The 16,792-nt window shown below is 69.9% G+C and carries 14 protein-coding genes; 5 read left to right on the top strand and 9 right to left on the bottom strand.

All coding sequences use genetic code 11. The features are described 5' to 3' along the window. Positions 1-118: 118 nt before the first annotated feature. Positions 119-397, top strand: a complete 279-nt coding sequence (locus D9R02_RS04805; protein ID WP_047978049.1) for a DUF1540 domain-containing protein — start codon at positions 119-121, stop codon at positions 395-397. 183 nt (positions 398-580) lie between these two features. Here the strand turns inward: D9R02_RS04805 and D9R02_RS04800 are convergent, their stop codons facing one another. Then, positions 581-1,423 (bottom strand): hypothetical protein, encoded by an 843-nt coding sequence (locus tag D9R02_RS04800; RefSeq protein ID WP_223110659.1) that lies wholly within the window; start codon positions 1,421-1,423, stop codon positions 581-583. 173 nt (positions 1,424-1,596) lie between these two features. Here D9R02_RS04800 and D9R02_RS04795 point away from each other — a divergent pair, with 173 nt between their 5' ends. Next, entirely contained in the window at positions 1,597-2,898 is a 1,302-nt protein-coding gene (locus tag D9R02_RS04795; RefSeq protein ID WP_047978051.1) for a CapA family protein, read from the top strand. A 230-nt stretch (positions 2,899-3,128) separates the two neighbouring features. Here the strand turns inward: D9R02_RS04795 and gatB are convergent, their stop codons facing one another. Genes gatB through gatC form a run of 3 tightly spaced genes read right to left on the bottom strand, consistent with a single transcriptional unit; the run spans position 3,129 to position 6,534 of the window. Beyond that, positions 3,129-4,634, bottom strand: coding sequence for an Asp-tRNA(Asn)/Glu-tRNA(Gln) amidotransferase subunit GatB (gatB, locus tag D9R02_RS04790; protein WP_047978052.1), 1,506 nt, complete (start codon positions 4,632-4,634; stop codon positions 3,129-3,131). After that, positions 4,634-6,235, bottom strand: a complete 1,602-nt coding sequence (gene gatA, locus D9R02_RS04785; protein WP_223110653.1) for an Asp-tRNA(Asn)/Glu-tRNA(Gln) amidotransferase subunit GatA — start codon at positions 6,233-6,235, stop codon at positions 4,634-4,636. Before gatA ends, gatB begins: the two co-directional genes overlap by 1 nt. 2 nt (positions 6,236-6,237) lie before the next feature. Continuing rightward, positions 6,238-6,534: an Asp-tRNA(Asn)/Glu-tRNA(Gln) amidotransferase subunit GatC gene (gatC, locus tag D9R02_RS04780; RefSeq protein ID WP_019309493.1), complete on the bottom strand. Its 297-nt coding sequence runs from the start codon at positions 6,532-6,534 to the stop codon at positions 6,238-6,240. Between the two features lie 97 nt (positions 6,535-6,631). On the opposite strand from gatC, the gene D9R02_RS04775 reads away from it, so the two are divergent. Both D9R02_RS04775 and D9R02_RS04770 read left to right on the top strand, forming a co-directional pair. After that, positions 6,632-7,180 (top strand): hypothetical protein, encoded by a 549-nt coding sequence (locus D9R02_RS04775; RefSeq protein ID WP_235586675.1) that lies wholly within the window; start codon positions 6,632-6,634, stop codon positions 7,178-7,180. Positions 7,181-7,293: 113 nt separating this feature from the next. Further along, complete coding sequence (locus D9R02_RS04770; protein WP_019309495.1) at positions 7,294-8,433, top strand: calcium:cation antiporter; 1,140 nt, start codon at positions 7,294-7,296, stop codon at positions 8,431-8,433. A 22-nt stretch (positions 8,434-8,455) separates the two neighbouring features. On the opposite strand, the gene D9R02_RS04765 is transcribed toward D9R02_RS04770, so the two are convergent. Then, entirely contained in the window at positions 8,456-9,154 is a 699-nt protein-coding gene (locus tag D9R02_RS04765; protein WP_047978053.1) for a maleylpyruvate isomerase family mycothiol-dependent enzyme, read from the bottom strand. A 160-nt stretch (positions 9,155-9,314) separates the two neighbouring features. Further along, positions 9,315-11,426: an ABC transporter ATP-binding protein gene (locus D9R02_RS04760; protein ID WP_019309497.1), complete on the bottom strand. Its 2,112-nt coding sequence runs from the start codon at positions 11,424-11,426 to the stop codon at positions 9,315-9,317. Positions 11,427-11,497: 71 nt separating this feature from the next. On the opposite strand from D9R02_RS04760, the gene D9R02_RS04755 reads away from it, so the two are divergent. Continuing rightward, the gene (locus D9R02_RS04755; protein ID WP_019309498.1) at positions 11,498-12,130 is read left to right on the top strand and encodes a PH domain-containing protein; all 633 of its coding nucleotides are present in this window, start codon (positions 11,498-11,500) and stop codon (positions 12,128-12,130) included. A gap of 11 nt (positions 12,131-12,141) precedes the next feature. Here the strand turns inward: D9R02_RS04755 and D9R02_RS04750 are convergent, their stop codons facing one another. From D9R02_RS04750 to D9R02_RS04740, 3 genes are all read right to left on the bottom strand, one after another. Further along, the gene (locus tag D9R02_RS04750; protein ID WP_019309499.1) at positions 12,142-13,215 is read right to left on the bottom strand and encodes an ABC transporter permease; all 1,074 of its coding nucleotides are present in this window, start codon (positions 13,213-13,215) and stop codon (positions 12,142-12,144) included. After that, a complete protein-coding gene (locus tag D9R02_RS04745; RefSeq protein WP_019309500.1) occupies positions 13,212-14,747 on the bottom strand; it encodes an ABC transporter permease in 1,536 nt (511 codons plus the stop codon). Before D9R02_RS04745 ends, D9R02_RS04750 begins: the two co-directional genes overlap by 4 nt. A 109-nt stretch (positions 14,748-14,856) precedes the next feature. Next, positions 14,857-16,638 carry an ABC transporter family substrate-binding protein gene (locus D9R02_RS04740; protein WP_019309501.1) on the bottom strand — a complete coding sequence of 594 codons (1,782 nt, stop codon included), beginning with the start codon at positions 16,636-16,638 and terminating at the stop codon, positions 14,857-14,859. Positions 16,639-16,792 lie beyond the last annotated feature (154 nt).

Raw genomic sequence — 16,792 nt, 5'->3', positions numbered from 1 at the left:
TAGAAAACAATGCCGTACCCTAAGGTTTTGCTTACTAGCCGAATTCTTGGAATGCCCATACTCTTCTTTCACGACCACCGGGACGGGCACCGCCCACCCGCACCAGAAGGAGAAGATCATGGCAACTCTCACCGCTGTTTCCACCTGCACCGCCACCGGCTGCGCCTTCAACGACAACGGCTGCACCGCCCCCGCCATCACGGTGGGCGGCCAGGGCGCCGCCGCGTCCTGCACCACGTTCATCTCCCTGGACGCCCGCGGCGGCCTCCCCACGGCCAACGGCCAGGTGGGTGCGTGCCAGCGCCTCGAGTGCACGCACAACAAGGACCTGATGTGCACGGCGTCCTCCATCGAGGTCACCGCGGACGCGGACTGCAGCAGCTACGAGGCCGCGTAAGGCCCCTCTGCGGCGGCCCATCGGCCACCGCAGCGATTCCCGGGCCGTTCCAGAGGGCACCGCAGCCCACCCTCCGGAGCACGTGCACCGCGTCCGGCCCGGTCCCTCACCCATGACGAAGACCGCGAGTCACCCGACTCGCGGTCTTCGTCGTGCGCTGCGGGGCCGGCACCCGCTGGCGGCTCAGGCCGCGACACGCGCCCCCAGCAGCTCGCGCAGATTGTCGGTGAGATCCGCCGCTCCGGTGCACTCCGAGACGAACGGGACGAAGTAGACGCTCGTGAGCCGCGCCCCGTGGCGCAGGATGGTGACCCCGGTGAGGTCCACGTCCACCACGAAGTCGCGCTCGACCGTGTGCGCGCACCCACCCTCGGACGGCTTGCGGGTGAGCAGGTGGCACGGCACCCAGCCCTGCTCCGCGGCGTCGCACACGCTGGCCAGGTCCAGCCGGTCCACGTCCACCACCACGTCGAAACCCGCGGCCTCGATCTCCTGCGCGGTCCCGGCGCACCCGCTGCCGTGGTGCTCCAGCAGGGCGCCGTACCCGATGGGCGTCACGCCCGAGCCGTCGTGCAGCAGCACCCGCTCCACGTCCAGGACGGCGAGCATCCCGCGCGGTGCCGCGGCCACGGCGGCCACCAGCTCCGGCACCTCGCCGGTGCCCACCAGGAGCTCGGCGTCCAGGGGGTCCAGCCACTCCAGGCGGGCCAGCATGTGGGCGGTGGCGGCGACGATCCGGACCCCCGGCTCGGGAGCCACCTTGGTGATGTCCATCCGCACGTCCAGGGACTCCCCCGTGACCAGCAGCTCCGGCCCCACCGATGCGGTGTCCACGGTGGCGGCCAGCACCAGCTCCCCGCTGGCCGTGAGGCCGTGCGCCACGGAGGTCAGCACCGGCTGACCGGGCATCCGGTACGCCACCACGGCGGCCTGCCCCGCACCGGACATCATCCGGTGGGCCAGGGACACCGCGCGGTCCGCCACGCAGGCCACCCCGTGGTGCCGCCCGCTGGTGCTTCGATCCACGACCGTCCCCGCTCACTCGACTTCAGAACTTAGGGAAGCCTAACCTCTTGAGGAGCCGAAACGGAAGCCAAAACGGCAATTTCGTCAGATATGCATGACCTAAATGCTGTCGTGTCCGTGCGTGACCTCTCAGGGGTGGCCCCCGTCACCCGCGTTCGCGATAGCATCGCCGGATGGCCGACCTCTCCCGCCCCCGTTCATCGCTGCGGTTCGTCCTGCGGACCGGCGTTGCGGTGCTCTGCGCGGGGGCGCTCCTGCTGACGGGGTGCTCCGCGCCCCGGACGGCCCCGGACCCCGGGCAGAGCGGCGGCCCCGCGGCGTCGTCGACCCCCGAGGAGACCGCGTCACGGGCCACCGGCCCCGGCAGGGGACCCGAGTGCCCGGAGGACACCTGCATGAGCCTGGCGGTCTCCGGTGACCTGCTGCTCCACGAGGGGCTGTGGAGCCGGTTCGCCGTGGACCCCGCCACGCACGGCGGCGAGAACTTCGACTTCGCTCCCCTGTTCGCGCAGCAGAAGCCCTACCTGGACGAGGCGGACGTGGCCGTGTGCCAGGCCGAGACCCCCGTGGCAGAAGCCGGTGGGCCGTACTCGGCCTACCCGGAGTTCAAAGTGCCCCCGGAGATCCTGCGGGCCGCGAAGGACGCGGGATACGACGCGTGCACCTCCGCGAGCAACCACGCGGTAGATCAGGGGGTGGCCGAAGTGGAGCGCACCGTCTCCGCCCTGGATGCCGCCGGGCTGCAGCACACCGGGACCTACGCGAACGAGCAGGACGCCGGGCAGCCCATGATCGTGGACACCCCCACCGGGCGGATGGCGGTCGTCACGGGAACCAAAAGTCTCAACGAGAAGCCCCAGGACACCCCGTGGCGGATCGACCGCCTGCGGGACGGCGCGGACCCGCGCGTGGGCGAGGACACCGCAGCCCAGGACGTGGCGCACACCGTGGCGCAGGCGGAGAAGGCCCGCGAGCAGGGGGCAGACGTGGTGGTCGCCGCAATGCACTCCATCACGGAGTACACGGACACCGCGGACGCCTACCAGCAGCGCACCGCGCACGCCCTCGCGGAGTCCGGGGCCTTCGACGCCGTGTACGGACACGGCTCCCACAGCGTGCAGCCCATCGAGAACCACCGCGGCACATGGATCGTCTATGGAGTGGGCAACAACGTCACCGAGTCCGCACCGCCCTCGAACGAGAGCAACAACCAGGGCCTCCTGGCCCGCTTCCAGTTCGCCCGCGGAGCAGACGGGCAGTGGTGGGTGAGTGACCTGGCCTGGGCTCCGAGCTCCAACACCCGGGGCGGGGCGTACGCATGGTGCCCCGTGGCCTCGGACGCCCCCGCCGGTGTGTGCCGCTCCCGGGCCGAGGACCGGGCGATCCGCGAGCGCATCGACGGGATCGTGAGCACGGACTCCGCCGTGGCGCACGGGCTGCACGAGTGGGAGCTCAGCGAGGACCGCACGGGCTGACCTCCGGGCACCCAGGACCCCATCGGGCGCCCGTCCGGACGGTGTCCGAGCCCCACCCGCACCGGCGGTTCCGGTGGCCGCGCATTTCTGGGTCAGCCTCCGAGCACCGCACACCACCGGCGCGGTCCACCCCCGGTCAGCAGGCCAAGGATGTGTGGCGCTCGCGAGACCGCAACGGCCCGGCTCCCCGTTCGGGGAGCCGGGCCGTGGCCGACAGAAGCGCGAGAGCGTCAGCCCTGCACGCCGAGCTTCTCCAGGATGATCTGCCGCACGCGACCGGCATCCGCCTGACCGCGCGTGGCCTTCATGACGGGGCCGATCAGGGCGCCCACGGCCTGCACCTTGCCGCCCTTGATCTTCTCCACGACGTCCGGCATCTGCGCCATGGCGTCGTCCACGGCGGTGGAGAGCGCGCCGTCGTCGGAGACGACCGCCAGGCCGCGGGCCTCGACGATCTCCGCCGGGGTGCCCTCGCCCTCGACCACGAAGCCCAGGACCTTCTTGGCGAGCTTGTCGTTGATCTTGCCCTCGGAGATCAGCCCGTCCAGCTCCACCACGTGCTCCGCGGTCACGGGCAGCTCCGCGATCTCGACCTCGCGCTGCTTGGCGAGGCGCGCGATCTCGCCCATCCACCACTTGCGCGCGGTGGCCGGTGAGGCGCCCGCGGCAATCGTGCGCTCGATTTCGTCCAGCACGCCGGCGTTCACGACGTCCCGGAACTCCTCGTCCGAGTAGCCCCAGTCCGCCTTGAGCCGCTTGCGGCGCTCGGCGGGCGGCTCGGGCAGCGTGGCCCGGATCTCCTCGATCCACTCCGCGGTGGTGACCACGGGCACGAGGTCCGGCTCGGGGAAGTAGCGGTAGTCGTCCGCGTCCGACTTGGGGCGGCCCGCCGTGGTGGAGCGGGTGTCCTCGTGCCAGAAGCGGGTCTCCTGCGTGACCTTCTCCCCGGCGGAGAGCACCGCGGCGTGGCGCTGGATCTCGTAGCGCACGGTGCGCTCGACGGCGCGCAGCGAGTTCACGTTCTTGGTCTCCGAGCGCGTGCCGAACTGCGTGGCGCCCTTGGGCATCAGGGACACGTTCGCGTCGCAGCGCACGTTGCCGCGCTCCATGCGGGCGTCCGAGATGCCCAGGTTCTTCACGATCTCGCGGATGGCCGCCACGTAGGCGCGCGCCAGCTCCGGAGCCCGCTCCCCCGCCCCCACGATGGGCTTGGTGACGATCTCGATGAGCGGCACACCCGCGCGGTTGTAGTCCACCAGGGAGTACTGCGCGTTCTGGATGCGCCCGGCGTCACCGCCCATGTGGGTCAGCTTCCCGGCGTCCTCCTCCATGTGAGCGCGCTCGATCTCCACGCGGAACTCGGTGCCGTCCTCCAGCTCGAGGTCCAGGTGCCCGTCGAACGCGATGGGCTCGTCGAACTGCGAGGTCTGGAAGTTCTTGGGCGTGTCCGGGTAGAAGTAGTTCTTCCGGGCGAAGTGGCACTTCTCGGCGATCGAGCAGTTCAGCGCGAGCCCCAGCTTGATCGCGGACTCCACGGCCTTGCCGTTGACCACGGGCAGCACACCCGGCAGCCCCAGGGACACCGGGGTGGTGTTGGTGTTGGGCTCGTCCCCGAACACGTTGGGCGCGGCGTCGAACATCTTGGTCTTCGTGTTCAGCTCCACGTGCACCTCGAACCCCAGCACGGGGTCGAAGCGCTCGAGGGCCTCCTCGAAGGACAGCACGTCCTGGCTCATCACTTGCCTCCCTGCGCGGCGGTGGCCGCAAAGTCACGAACGGTCCCGGCCACGTCCCCGCGGTGCTGCCACAGCGGGCCGCCCCACTGCTCGGCGAGCAGCCGCTCCAGCCCGGCGCCGGCGTGGTACACGCGGGCGTCCTCCCGGGCCGGTGCCATGAACTGGATGCCCACGGGCAGCCCGTCCTCGGGTGCCAGTCCACCGGGCAGCGAGATCGCGGGAATGCCCGCCAGGTTGGTGGGGATCGTGGCGATGTCGTTGAGGTACATCTGCATGGGGTCCGCGGACTCGTCCACCCCGCCGATGTCGAACGCGGTGGTGGGGGCGGTGGGCGAGATCAGCACGTCGGCCTTCTCGAACGCCGCGGCGAAGTCACGCTGCACGAGCGTGCGCACCTGCTGGGCGGAGCCGTAGTAGGCGTCGTAGTACCCGGCGGACAGGGCGTAGGTGCCCAGGATGATGCGGCGCTTGACCTCGTCCCCGAAGCCCGCGGCGCGCGAGGCGCCCATGACCTTCTCGATGGTCGGGGTGCCCTCGGGCGTGACGCGCAGACCGAACCGGACGCCGTCGTACTTGGCCAGGTTGGAGGAGACCTCGGAGGACATGATCAGGTAGTAGGCGCCCAGCGCGTACTGGAAGTTGGGGGTCTCCACCTCCACGATGTCCGCACCGGCCGCGCGCAGCAGCTCGAGGGACTCCTCGAAGCGCTGCTGCACACCGGCCTGGAAGCCCGCTCCGGTGAGCTGCTTGACCACGCCCACGCGCAGGCCCTTGAGCCCGCCGTCCGCGGCGCCGGCACGCGCGGCCTGCGCGTAGCCGCCCACGGGATCGGTGAGGGAGGTGGAGTCCGCGGGATCGTGGCCGCCCACGACCTCGTGCAGCAGGGCGGCGTCGAGCACCGTGCGCGAGCACGGGCCCACCTGGTCCAGCGAGGACGCCATGGCGATCACGCCGTAGCGGGACACCGAGCCGTAGGTGGGCTTCACGCCCACGGTGCCGGTCACGGCCGCGGGCTGGCGGATGGAGCCGCCGGTGTCCGTGCCCAGGGCCAGCGGGGCCTGGAACGCGGAGACCGCCGCGGCCGAGCCGCCACCGGAGCCGCCGGGGATCTTGGTGAGGTCCCACGGGTTGCGGGTGGGGCCGAACGCGGAGTGCTCCGTAGAGGAGCCCATGGCGAACTCGTCCAGGTTGGTCTTGCCCAGGATGGGCATCCGCGCCGCGCGCAGCTTGCGGGTCACGGTGCCGTCGTAGGGGCTCATGAAGCCCTCGAGCATGTGGGAGGCCGCTGTGGTGGGCTGGCCCTTCGTGACGATGAGGTCCTTGACCGCGACCGGCACACCGGCCAGCTCGGGCAGCTCCTCGCCGCGGGCGCGGGCCTCGTCCACCTCACGGGCAACGCGCAGCGCCTCCTCGGTGTTGCGGTGCAGGAAGGCGTTCAGCCCGGCCGTGCCGCGGGAGCGGTCCTCGGCGTCCAGCGCCGCGCCGTCCGTGGCCTCGATCTGGTCCAGGTGGGCCTGCACGGCGTCCACGGAGGAGATCTCGCCGGCGGCGAGCCTGCCCGCCAGCTCGGCGGCGGAGAGTTCGATGATCTGCTCGCTCATGCTCACTCACCGTCCAGGATCGCGGGAACACGGAACTTGCCGTCCTGGCCGTCCGGGGCGTTCAGGAGGGCCTCCTCCTGGGTGAGCGTCTGACCCACCACGTCCTCGCGGAAGACGTTCTGCAGCGGCAGGGGGTGGCTCGTGGCGGGGACGTCGGGTCCGGCGGCCTGGCTGACGGAGGCCACGGACGAGACGATGAGTTCGAGTTCCCCGGCCACCCGGGCCAGTTCCTCGTCCGTCATCTCGATCCGCGCCAGCTCCGCCAGGTGCGCCACCTGTTCGCGATCGATCGCAGACATGCATGCTCCTGGGATTGGCTTCAGCGGTTCCGATCCAGTCTAGCGAGCGCCTACCCTGGTCTGAGCACACCCCCGTCTTCCTAAGGAGTCCTCCTCCGTGGCCCAGTCCTCCGCACACTCTTCACGACGCCGCTCCACGCCGTCCCGGGGCACGTCCCGGATGACCAAGGCGGAGGCCGCCCGCGCCCGGGCCGATCACGACAACGCGTGGCGGCAGTGGGTCTCGGACTCCGCCGTGGAGTCGGTGGACACCGCGCTGAGCCACGTGCAGGCGGTCGTGGAGGACCAGGTCTCCCAGTTCGGCGCGTTCCCGGCCTTCCTGGTCACGGGCGGCAAGGACGGCGAGTTCGAGCTCGACTCCGTGGACCCCGAGGGCCTGTCCCCCGAGGAGATCCTGGACTCCCTGCGGGCCACCGCCCGGGAGAAAGCGCCCACCACTCTGGTGGCCGCACTGGCCTACCCGGCCACCCTCCCCGACCGCTCCGGCGCCTCGGCCGTGATCGCGGAGGTCGAGCACCGCGAGCGCCTGAGCCTGGAAGTCGTGCAGGAGTACAAGGCCGTGGAGGCCAAGGGCCGCACGTTCGTGAACTTCGACGACCCCCACACGGACCGCGCCGAGCCGTGGCTGTTCGGCGTGCGCGACTGAGCGCACTCGCACGCCGGGACACGGGACGACCCGTACCCCGCACTGTCTGACACCACCTGGGGACGACCCCGCGACCGGGCCCGCCCACGCGGGCCCGAGGAACGAGGTCCCTCGTGAAGACCACCCTGCACCACGTCCTGACTCCCACGGCCATTGCGCGCCTGCTCACCGGGTGGGGCGCCGTCCTGGTCCTGCAGCTCCTCGGGGATTTCCTGCCCCCGCCCGTCCCCGCCGGGCGGCTGGTCACCGCTCTCGTGCTGATCGTGGGCGTGATCCTCGTGGCGGCGGGCGGGGTGGTGCACCAGGCGGAGCGGCTCGCGGACCGGCTGGGCGACCCGTACGGCTCCCTGGTGCTCACCCTGTCGATCGTGGTGATCGAAGTGGTGCTGATCTGCGCGGTGATGCTCGGCCCGGGCGAGCACTCCACGATCGCCCGGGACTCCGTCATGGCCGTGTCCATGATCATCCTGAACCTCGTGATCGGCGTGTGCCTGCTGGTGGGAGGACTGCGGCACGGCCACCTGGAGCACCACCGCGCGGGGGTCTCCGTCTACCTGAGCCTGCTCACGGTGCTGGGCGCGCTTGCCTTCGCGCTGCCCGCGGCCATCGGCACGGACGGTGCCTACCGCACCTGGCAGCAGATCCCGGTGGTCGCGCTCACCGTCGGGACCTACGCGTTCTTCCTGGTCCGCCAGACCGGTGCGCAGGCGGCGGACTTCACGGAGGTGGACCGCCGCTTCCGCCCGGAGCCGGTCGCGGCTGCGCGGGAGACGGACCGCACGGGCTCCGCCACGGGGCCGCGCGGCGAGGTGGCTGTGCGGCTCGCGCTCCTGGTGGCGACCGCCCTGCCGGTGGTGCTGCTCTCGCACGAGATGGCCGCCCTGCTCGACGACGGTCTGGGCCGGCTGGGTGCCCCGCCCGCCCTGGCCGGGGTGCTGATCGCCGCCATCGTGTTCCTGCCCGAGTCCATCACCTCGGTGCGCGCGGCGCGGGCCGGTCAGATGCAGCGGGTCAGCAACCTGTGCCACGGGGCGCTGGTCTCCACCCTGGGGCTGACGATCCCGGCGGTGCTCGTCATCGGCCTGATCACGGGCCAGCCCGTGGTGCTCGCCGAGAGCCCCGTGAACCTCATGCTGCTGGGGCTGAGCCTGTTGCTCTCCATCCTCACGTTCGCAGCACCCCGCGTCACGGCCGTGCACGGGGCGGCCCACCTGGTGCTGTTCTCGGTCTACGTGCTCACGCTGTTCTCCTGAGCGCACCCGGTCCGGGGGCGGTTCACCACTCGGGCAGCTCCGGGAGCGGTCCCTCGGAGGAGACACCCTGCGCGTCGCCGCGGGCCAGCCACATGACCATGCCCACCCGGTCACCGGTCACGAGCTGACCGCCGTCACCGAGGATCCACTCGTCGTGCTCGGTGGTGCGCAGGGTCATGCCCGGTGCGCCCTTGGCGCGCATGGCACGGACCGCGCCCTCCAGGGCGTTGAGCTGGGACTCGGGCTCCGCCTGCGCCACGGTCCACCCGGTGTTCAGGTCCTGGTGGTGCAGCACGAGCTCCGAGATCCACACGGTGGGAATCCCCACGGAGGGAACGGTCTTGCCGTTGAGGTCCAGCTCCTCCACCTCGAGGGGGCCGCTGAGCCGCTCGCACTGTTCGGCCAGGTACTGGCTGTTCTCCACGAAGGTCCGCAGCAGCTGCTCCGGGGGCAGCTGCGCGAGCTCGTCGGTCTCACGGTTGCGCTCGTGCCGCGACGAGTAGATGGGCTTGGGCTCCCCCGAGGTGGCCCAGTCCACCAGGTTCACGAGGGCACGGGAGTTGGACGCGAGGTGGGCGACCACGTGGGCGCGGTCCCACTCCTCGCAGTCGGACGGGCCGCGCAGCTGCTCTGGCGAGAGGGCTCGCGCGGAGACCAGGAAGGAGTCCCGCTCGCGGATCAGGCGGTCGAGGACGGCGGTCAGACGTGTGGTGTCAGTCATGCTGGGCAGTCTAGGTGGCGCGGCAGGGAGCCGCATGGGTGTCCTGGCGCGGTGCACACGGGCCCCCGCCGGGCCGGCCGAGCAGGCAGGCAGGGCCACGGCACGACGCGGCCCGGTCCACCCCCGGGGGCACGGACCGGGCCGCGGGAATCTGCGGTGCTCAGGACACGTGGTGGGCCATCTGCTGCCGCAGCTCGCGGCGCACACGCTGCGCCTCGGGCGAGGGCACCGGGACGGCCGCGAGCAGCCGCTTGGTGTACTCCTGCTCCGGGTGGCGCAGCACGGCCTCACGCGAGCCCTGCTCCACGATGTGCCCGTGCTGCATGACCACGATCCGGTTGGCCAGCCGGTCGATGACCGCGAGGTCGTGGGTCACGAACAGGCACGCGAAGCCCATCTCCGCCTGCAGCTCCTCGAAGAGGTCCAGCACCGTGGCCTGCACGGACACGTCCAGCGCGGACGTGGGCTCGTCCGCCACGAGCAGCTTGGGTTTGAGGGACAGCGCCCGGGCGATGCCCACGCGCTGCTTCTGGCCGCCCGAGAGCTCGTGGGGGTAGCGGTTGCGGTAGTTGCGCGGCAGGCGCACCTGGTCCAGCAGCTGCTCGATCCTGGTCTGCAGCTGCGCACCCTTGGCCACGCCGGCCAGGTACATGGGCTCACCGATCGACTCGCCGATCGGCAGGCGCGGGTTCAGGGACGAGGACGGGTCCTGGAACACCATGCCCACGTCCTTGCGCACCTTGTTGAGGGTCGAGCGCGACGCACCGGCCAGCTCCACGCCGTCCACGATCAGCGAGCCCTCGACCACGGGCAGCAGCCCCACGGCCGCGCGGCCGATCGTGGTCTTGCCCGAACCGGACTCGCCCACCAGACCCACGGTCTCGCCCGAGGCCACGGTGATGCTCACGCCTTCCACCGCGCGGAACGCGGGGTTGCGCCCCTGCTTGGGGTACTCGATGGCCACGTCCTTGAGCTGCAGCACCGGGGCGACCACCCGCTGCGCGAGGGTGTCCATGGAGGCTTCCTCCGCGGTGCTGCGGTCCACGACGGTGGGGGATGCGATGGACTGCTCGAGCACCGCCGCCAGGTCCACGGACTCGTCCGACTCGCCGCCCTCGCCCAGGTGCGGCACCGACTCGAGCAGGGAGATCGTGTAGGGGTGCTGGGGGGAGCTGAAGATCTGCTCCGCCGAGCCCTGCTCCACGATCACGCCCTTCTGCATCACGGCGATCTTGTCCGCGAGGTCCGCCACCACGCCCATGTCGTGGGTGATGAGGATGACCGCGGAGTCCAGCTGGTCCTTGAGGTTGCGGATGAGGTCCAGGATCTCGGCCTGCACGGTCACGTCCAGGGCGGTGGTGGGCTCGTCCGCGATCAGCAGCTTGGGATCGCAGGACAGCGACTGCGCGATCATCGCGCGCTGGCGCTGACCGCCCGAGAGCTGGTGCGGGTAGGAGCGGAAGGCCTTCTCCGGATCCGGCAGCTCCACCATGGTCAGCATCTGCATCGCGCGCTCGGTGGCCTCCGACGGCGAGAGGTCCCGGTGCAGCCGGATGGTCTCCACGATCTGCTGCCCCACCGTGTACACGGGGTTCAGCGCGGTCATGGGCTCCTGGAAGATCACGGCGATCTCCTCGCCGCGCACACGCCGCAGCCCGCTGCCACGCAGTCCGATCAGCTCCGTGCCACCGAGCTTCGCGGAACCGCTCACGCGGGCGTTGGAGGGCAGCAGCCCGAGCATGGACATCGAGCTCGCGGACTTTCCGGAGCCGGACTCGCCCACGATCGCGAGCACCTCGCCCGCGGCCACGTCGTACGTGAGGTCGACCGCCGCGGGAACCCATTCCCGGTCCACGCCGAAGTCCACGGACAGACCGCGCACGCTCAGCACGGGCTCACCGCGCGCCACGGTCGTCCTGGCCCTGCTCCGCCGCGTTGCGGGCTCGCTGCGCTGGGCACGCCGGCCCCGCTTCTTCTCGGCACCCACCGCGGTGGCACCGGCCACGGCCGCGCCCTCCCCCGTGACCGGGGCGGCGTCCGGGGACGCCACACGGCCGTCCCCCGCCTGCGCGCCGTTCCAGGGTGCGTTGTGCTCTGCCGCGGTGACGTCACCGGGCGTGGACTCGGCGCCACCGGTGGACGACGCCGCCGGTCCGGCCTGCGCGCCCGCGGCCCGGGCGTCGTCGTGCCCGGAGGCCGCAGGGTTCTCGGGGGTGCCGTGGGGCTCGGGGGTGCCCTCGGGGATGCCGTCGGGCTGGTGCGAGGTGCTCATCGTGTGTGCTCCATCGTGTCGAGAACTGGGCGCGCGGCCGTGGCTCGCGCGCGTTGCCTAGCATGGTGGCCATGCCTGAAAGCGACGGACCCGCCCCTGACCACGAGACCTTCCGCGCGTCGTCGACGCCGTGGCTGACGGGATTCCTGGTGGTCCTGGGAGTCCTGGTGCTCGTGGGCGGCTGGGGCCACACCGCCACCCAGCACGCGGGAGCGGTCTGCGGTGGTCTCGCGCTGGTGGCACTCGCCCACGCCCTGTACTGGCGACCCCGGCTGGAAGTCCACGAGAGCGGGGTGCGGCTGGTCAACCCCGCGCGCACCGTGGGCATCCCGTGGGCGCGCATCGTGGACGTGCGCACCCGGTTCGCGGTGACCGTGGTGACGGACCAGGGCTCGTACTCCAGCTTCGCGCTGCCCTCCGCTGGTGCGGGGGCGGCATTCCGCTCCGACGCCGACGCCGTGAACCGCAACCACCCCATTGCCCGCCCCGAGGGGGCGGTGCGCGTGGGTGACTTGACGTCCACCGCCTCCGGAGCCGCGGCCCATCGCGTCCGCATCCAGTGGCAGCGTCGCGTGGACTCCGGCGAGCTGGACGTCTTCACCCGGCAGGGCGACCCCGAACCCGTCACCACCCGCCTCGTACCGGGCCCGCTCGCGACGGTCGTGGTGCTGACCGCCGCGAGCGTGGTCCTGTACTCGGTGTGAGCGCACGCGGGTCACTGCGCCGCCTGCGGTGACGCGGCGGGAGCTGCCGCACGGCCGGCCCCCGTCTCGCGGGCCCGCTTGGGGTTGAACTTGCGCTGGCGCGGGTCGAAGGCGTCACGCAGACCGTCACCGATGAAGTTGATGGTCAGCGCGATGGCCACGATGAACACACCCGGCCACCAGAACAGCCACGGCCGGGTGGCGAACGCCGTCTGGTTCTCGTTGATCAACCGGCCCAGGGACCAGTCCGGGGCCTGGATGCCCAGACCCAGGTAGGACAGCGAGGTCTCCAGCAGGATGGCCGAGGACATGAGCAGCGTGATGTTCACGGTGATCACGCCCACGGTGTTGGGCAGGATGTGCTTGAAGATGATCCGGCCGCTGGAGGCCCCCGCGAGGCGGGCGGCGTCCACGAACTCGCGCTCGCGCAGGGACAGGAACTCGCCGCGCACCAGGCGGGCAAGGCCCGGCCACGCCGCCAGGCCGATCAGCAGACCCAGCGCGATGACCGTGGCGAAGGACGGCAGGCCGTGGGCGCGGACCCAGGAGATGGCCATGCGGCCCAGCAGGGCGGCCATGATGACCAGCGGGATGATGATGATGACGTCCGTCAGGCGCATCAGCACGGCCTCGACCCAGCCGCGGAAGTACCCGGCCAGGCCGCCGATCACGGTGCCCACGATGCCGGTGATGAGGCCCACCACGAGCATCACGATGAGCGAGTACTGCGTGCCCTGCATGACCATGGCGAAGAGGTCGCGGCCCAGGTTGTCCTGACCGAAGGGGTGCTCCCCCATGCTCGGAGGCAGCAGGCTCAGGGTGGGCTCGCCGCCGTCCACCACGGGCCCCGTGGTGTCCGGGTCCCACTTCCACCAGCCCGGGATGGGACCGATGCCGATGGACGTGACGGACAGCAGCACGATGAACAGCAGGACCACCAGTGAGATGACCGCGCCGGTGTTGCCGAAGAAGCGTCCGCGCACCAGCTGACCCTGGCTCTTGCCGCGCACGTCCTGGGGCTTCTGACCCGCCTCGGGATGCTGCTCCACGGTCTGCGGGATGTCGATGGGTTGGGGCTGGCTCATGATTTCACCCTCACGCGCGGGTCGAGTACGGAGTACACCAGGTCGGCAATCAGGTTGAAGACCATGGCGACGATGCCGGTGACGAGGAAGACGCCCATCACCGGGTTGGGATCCACGTTGCGCACAGCATGGACGAACAGCTGTCCCATGCCGGTGAACGCGAACACGGTTTCCGTGATGATCGCGCCGCCGATCAGACCGCCGATGTCGAAGGCCACCAGGGTGGCCAGCGGGATCAGCGCGTTGCGGAAGGCGTGGCGCATGACCACGGTGCGCTCGGACAGACCCTTGGCACGTGCCGTGCGGATGTAGTCCTGGCCCATGATCTCGAGCATCGAGGCCCGGGAGTACCGGGAGTAGGAGGCCAGCGCCAGCAGCGTCAAGCAGATGGTGGGCAGCAGCAGGTGGGTGAACCGGTCCAGTCCGGTGGTCCAGAAGTCACCGGTGAAGCCCGGGGTGGCCGAGTTGGCCGTGGCGATCGGACGGCCGCGGATGTGGCTCGAGTTCACGTAGTCCGGCCAGGACTGCATGAACCGGTCCAGGACGATCAGCAGCGCCACGAAGAAGCCGGTGACACCGGCCACCCGTGCGCCCTGGCCGCGGTCGTAGCCACCGGCCAGGAAGCCGGCTCCCACACCCACGCCGATCATCACCACGGTGAGGAGCAGCACGGTCAGCAGCCCGCCGTCCGCGAACAGGTACTGCACCGGGAAGTAGATGATCAGGCCCACCACCACGGTGCCCAGTGCCGCGTAGAGGGCGCGCTTGTTGCGCAGCCCCGAGATCAGCACGGTGGCGATCACCGCCACCAGGATGCCCGTGAGGGCGATCAGCGGGATGCCCAGGAACGGGTGGTTGAGCCAGTTGGTGGCCAGCACGAAGTAGATGATCCCGAAGGTCACCGCGAAGCCGAGCAGGCCCATGAGCAGGCGGGTGCGCATCTGCCCGAACGAGACGAGGAACCAGATGGCTCCCGCCACGAGCGAAATCAGCGCGATGGTACCCATGGACATCACGGGGTCCTGCAGGAAGTCGTTGAACTGGATGGCCACGATCTCCTTGAGCAGCACCGCGAGCCAGAAGCTCGGCAGGGAGAAGCACAGGAAGGTGAAGAACGTGATGCCGTAGTCCAGCCCGGAGTACTGGCGCAGGGCGGAGACGATGCCCAGGGTGATGCCCACCACGATGGCCAGGATGGTGCCCACCGTGACCAGCATGATGGTCTGGGTCATGGCGAAGGCCAGCAGGTCCGTGACCTCCTGGCCGTCCCGGCTCACGCCCAGGGAGCAGGTGTCCGCGAAGGGCACCAGGCACCCGGCCGCGCCGCCGAGCCACGTGAAGTAGCGCAGCACGGGCGGGGTGTCCAGGTTCAGGGCCTCCACGCGCGCTGGGATCAGCTGCTGGGCGTTGGGGTTGCCGTAGAGGTCCCACAGGGGGTCTCCGGACGCCGCCGTCATGAGGTACACGATGAACGATGCGCCCAGCAGGATGAGGACAGCGGTGACGAGCCGTCTGAGAATGTAAGAAATCATGTCGCAGCCTCTGTACGAGTGGTGGTCACGACACTGCGCGGGCGCAGCAGATCCGCGCCCGCGCAGTGCTCATGAGGGGAGTGCCTCGGTCAACAGGAGCTCGGCAGTCCTACTTGCGGCTCCACTCGGAGACGTTCCAGAACACACCGGTCTGGTTGGGCTGGTAGGTGTCCACGCCGGCGATCTTGTCCGAGGTGGCCACGTAACCCACGGACTGGAACAGCGGCAGACCGTACCCGTCCTCGAAGGTGTGCTTGTCGATGTCCACGATCTGGTCCACGCGCGAGTTCTCGTCCAGGTTCGTGCGGGCCTCGTCCACGAGCTTGTCGACGTCCTTGTTCGAGTACTTGGTGTAGTTGCCACCGCCGCCGGTCTTGAAGATCTGCGAGAGCATCTCGGTGCCCACGCCCGGGGAGACCCAGCCGAACAGGGAGGCGTCGTAGTCACCGTCCGCGAGCTTCTCGGACCAGTTGGGGTCGCCCATGTCCGAGACCTTGAAGCCGGCCTTCTCCGCGGACTCCTTGATGAGCTGGAAGGTGTCCACGCGCTGGGGGTTCTGGTTGTTGTAGAGGATCCGCACGGTGGGCGTCTTGCCGCCGAGCAGCTCCTTGGCGCCCTCGATGTCCACCTCCCCGTACATGGACTCGGCCTCGTTCTTCTCCACGGCCTTGCCGTACTCGTCCTTCTGGCTGGATACGTACATCTGGGAGTTCAGCACGGAGGCGTCGTCCTTGACCGGCTTGATGAGCTGGTCCACGATCTGCTGGCGAGGGATCGTCTTCAGGAACGCCTCGCGCACCTTCTGGTCCTTGAAAACGTCCGAGCCGAAGTTCAGGTCCAAGTGGTCGTACGCGAGCTGGTCGCCCTTCTGCACGTTCACGTTCTCGATCTGCTGGACCTGGTCCAGGGTGTCCTTGTTGACGTTGCCCGGCTGCATGATGTCCACTTCGCCGTTGCGCAGCGCCTGGATCTGGGCGGTGGGATCGGAGATGGTGCGCACCGTGATCTCGTCCAGCTTGCCGGGCATGTCGCCCGTGTAGTTCTCGTTCTTCTTCACCGTGACGGAGTTGTTCTCCACGATGTTCTCGATCTTGAACGGGCCGCTGGAGACCAGGAGGTCCTTGTCGTCCGGCATGGAGGTGAAGTTGAAGGCGGTGTCCCAGGCCTTGCCGATCTTCTCCAGCTCCGGCTGCTTCTGGGGCTTCTTGGGATCGCCCTTCTTCTGGTTCTCGAGCACCTTGAGCAGCTCGTCCTCGGTCATGCCGGCCTTCTTGGCGACCACGTGGGCGGGCTCGGTCACGCCGCCGAAGCCGATCTCCCAGTCCGCGTTGGGCTTGCCCCACGTGAGGGTCATCTTTTTGCCGTCCTCGGAGAACGTGGGCATCTCGGTGGTGCCCAGGATGTCCGTGGAGCCGGCGATCGAGAAGTAGTCCTTGCCGGTCTTGCCGTCCTCGCTGGAGTCGTTGGCGTAGCCGGAGAGCATGCTCCACTCGAGCAGCAGGTCCGCCTTGTCGATCTTGTTGCCGTCCGACCACTGCGGGTCCTTGAGCTCGTACTCAACCGTGAGCGGGTCGTCCGAGATCTTCTTGTAGGTGCCGAAGCCCTCGTTGGGCTGGATCTTCTGCTCCGTGTCCACGGTGTAGAAGCCCTCACGGGTCATCTGGGCGATCTTGTTGTTGATGTCCAGGTTGGTCTTGGTGTAGCTCGGGTTGGCGCCGGAGAACGCGTTGGTCTCCGCGACGGTCACGACGCCGCCCTCCTGGCCCGCCGCGCTGCTCTCACCGCCACCCTGGTCCCCGCCGCCGCCCACGCTGGCGCAGCCGGTCAGAGTGAGTGCTGCGATCGCCGCGACGGAGACGGCGGCCTTGCCCTTGAAGGTGTACTTGCCCATGTCGTTTCCTCCTGATGTGGTGCCCATGGAATGTGCGTTGCACCCTCGGAAGTGGTCACCCCGAGCCGTGACTGGCGTCACCGTTGATTGTGGTGCGTCTCACAATGAACGAAAGGTTACCAGCGATAACCGATTCCGTGCGACATGTCAGGAG

The organism is Kocuria rhizophila, assembly GCF_003667225.1.
In the GTDB taxonomy this organism is placed as follows: Bacteria; Actinomycetota; Actinomycetes; order Actinomycetales; family Micrococcaceae; genus Kocuria; species Kocuria rhizophila.
The sequence above is the reverse complement of the archived record's forward strand: the minus strand, read 5'-3'. Positions and strand labels throughout refer to the sequence as shown.

What these genes read in the sequence shown, in the direction of transcription:
- D9R02_RS04805 (WP_047978049.1), top strand. Translation starts at nt 119, where the DNA reads ATGGCAACTCTCACCGCTGTTTCCACCTGCACCGCCACCGGCTGCGCC.
- D9R02_RS04795 (WP_047978051.1), top strand. Translation starts at nt 1,597, where the DNA reads ATGGCCGACCTCTCCCGCCCCCGTTCATCGCTGCGGTTCGTCCTGCGG.
- gatB (WP_047978052.1), bottom strand. Translation starts at nt 4,634, where the DNA reads ATGAGCCAGGACGTGCTGTCCTTCGAGGAGGCCCTCGAGCGCTTCGAC.
- gatA (WP_223110653.1), bottom strand. Translation starts at nt 6,235, where the DNA reads ATGAGCGAGCAGATCATCGAACTCTCCGCCGCCGAGCTGGCGGGCAGG.
- gatC (WP_019309493.1), bottom strand. Translation starts at nt 6,534, where the DNA reads ATGTCTGCGATCGATCGCGAACAGGTGGCGCACCTGGCGGAGCTGGCG.
- D9R02_RS04765 (WP_047978053.1), bottom strand. Translation starts at nt 9,154, where the DNA reads ATGACTGACACCACACGTCTGACCGCCGTCCTCGACCGCCTGATCCGC.
- D9R02_RS04760 (WP_019309497.1), bottom strand. Translation starts at nt 11,426, where the DNA reads ATGAGCACCTCGCACCAGCCCGACGGCATCCCCGAGGGCACCCCCGAG.
- D9R02_RS04755 (WP_019309498.1), top strand. Translation starts at nt 11,498, where the DNA reads ATGCCTGAAAGCGACGGACCCGCCCCTGACCACGAGACCTTCCGCGCG.
- D9R02_RS04750 (WP_019309499.1), bottom strand. Translation starts at nt 13,215, where the DNA reads ATGAGCCAGCCCCAACCCATCGACATCCCGCAGACCGTGGAGCAGCAT.
- D9R02_RS04745 (WP_019309500.1), bottom strand. Translation starts at nt 14,747, where the DNA reads ATGATTTCTTACATTCTCAGACGGCTCGTCACCGCTGTCCTCATCCTG.
- D9R02_RS04740 (WP_019309501.1), bottom strand. Translation starts at nt 16,638, where the DNA reads ATGGGCAAGTACACCTTCAAGGGCAAGGCCGCCGTCTCCGTCGCGGCG.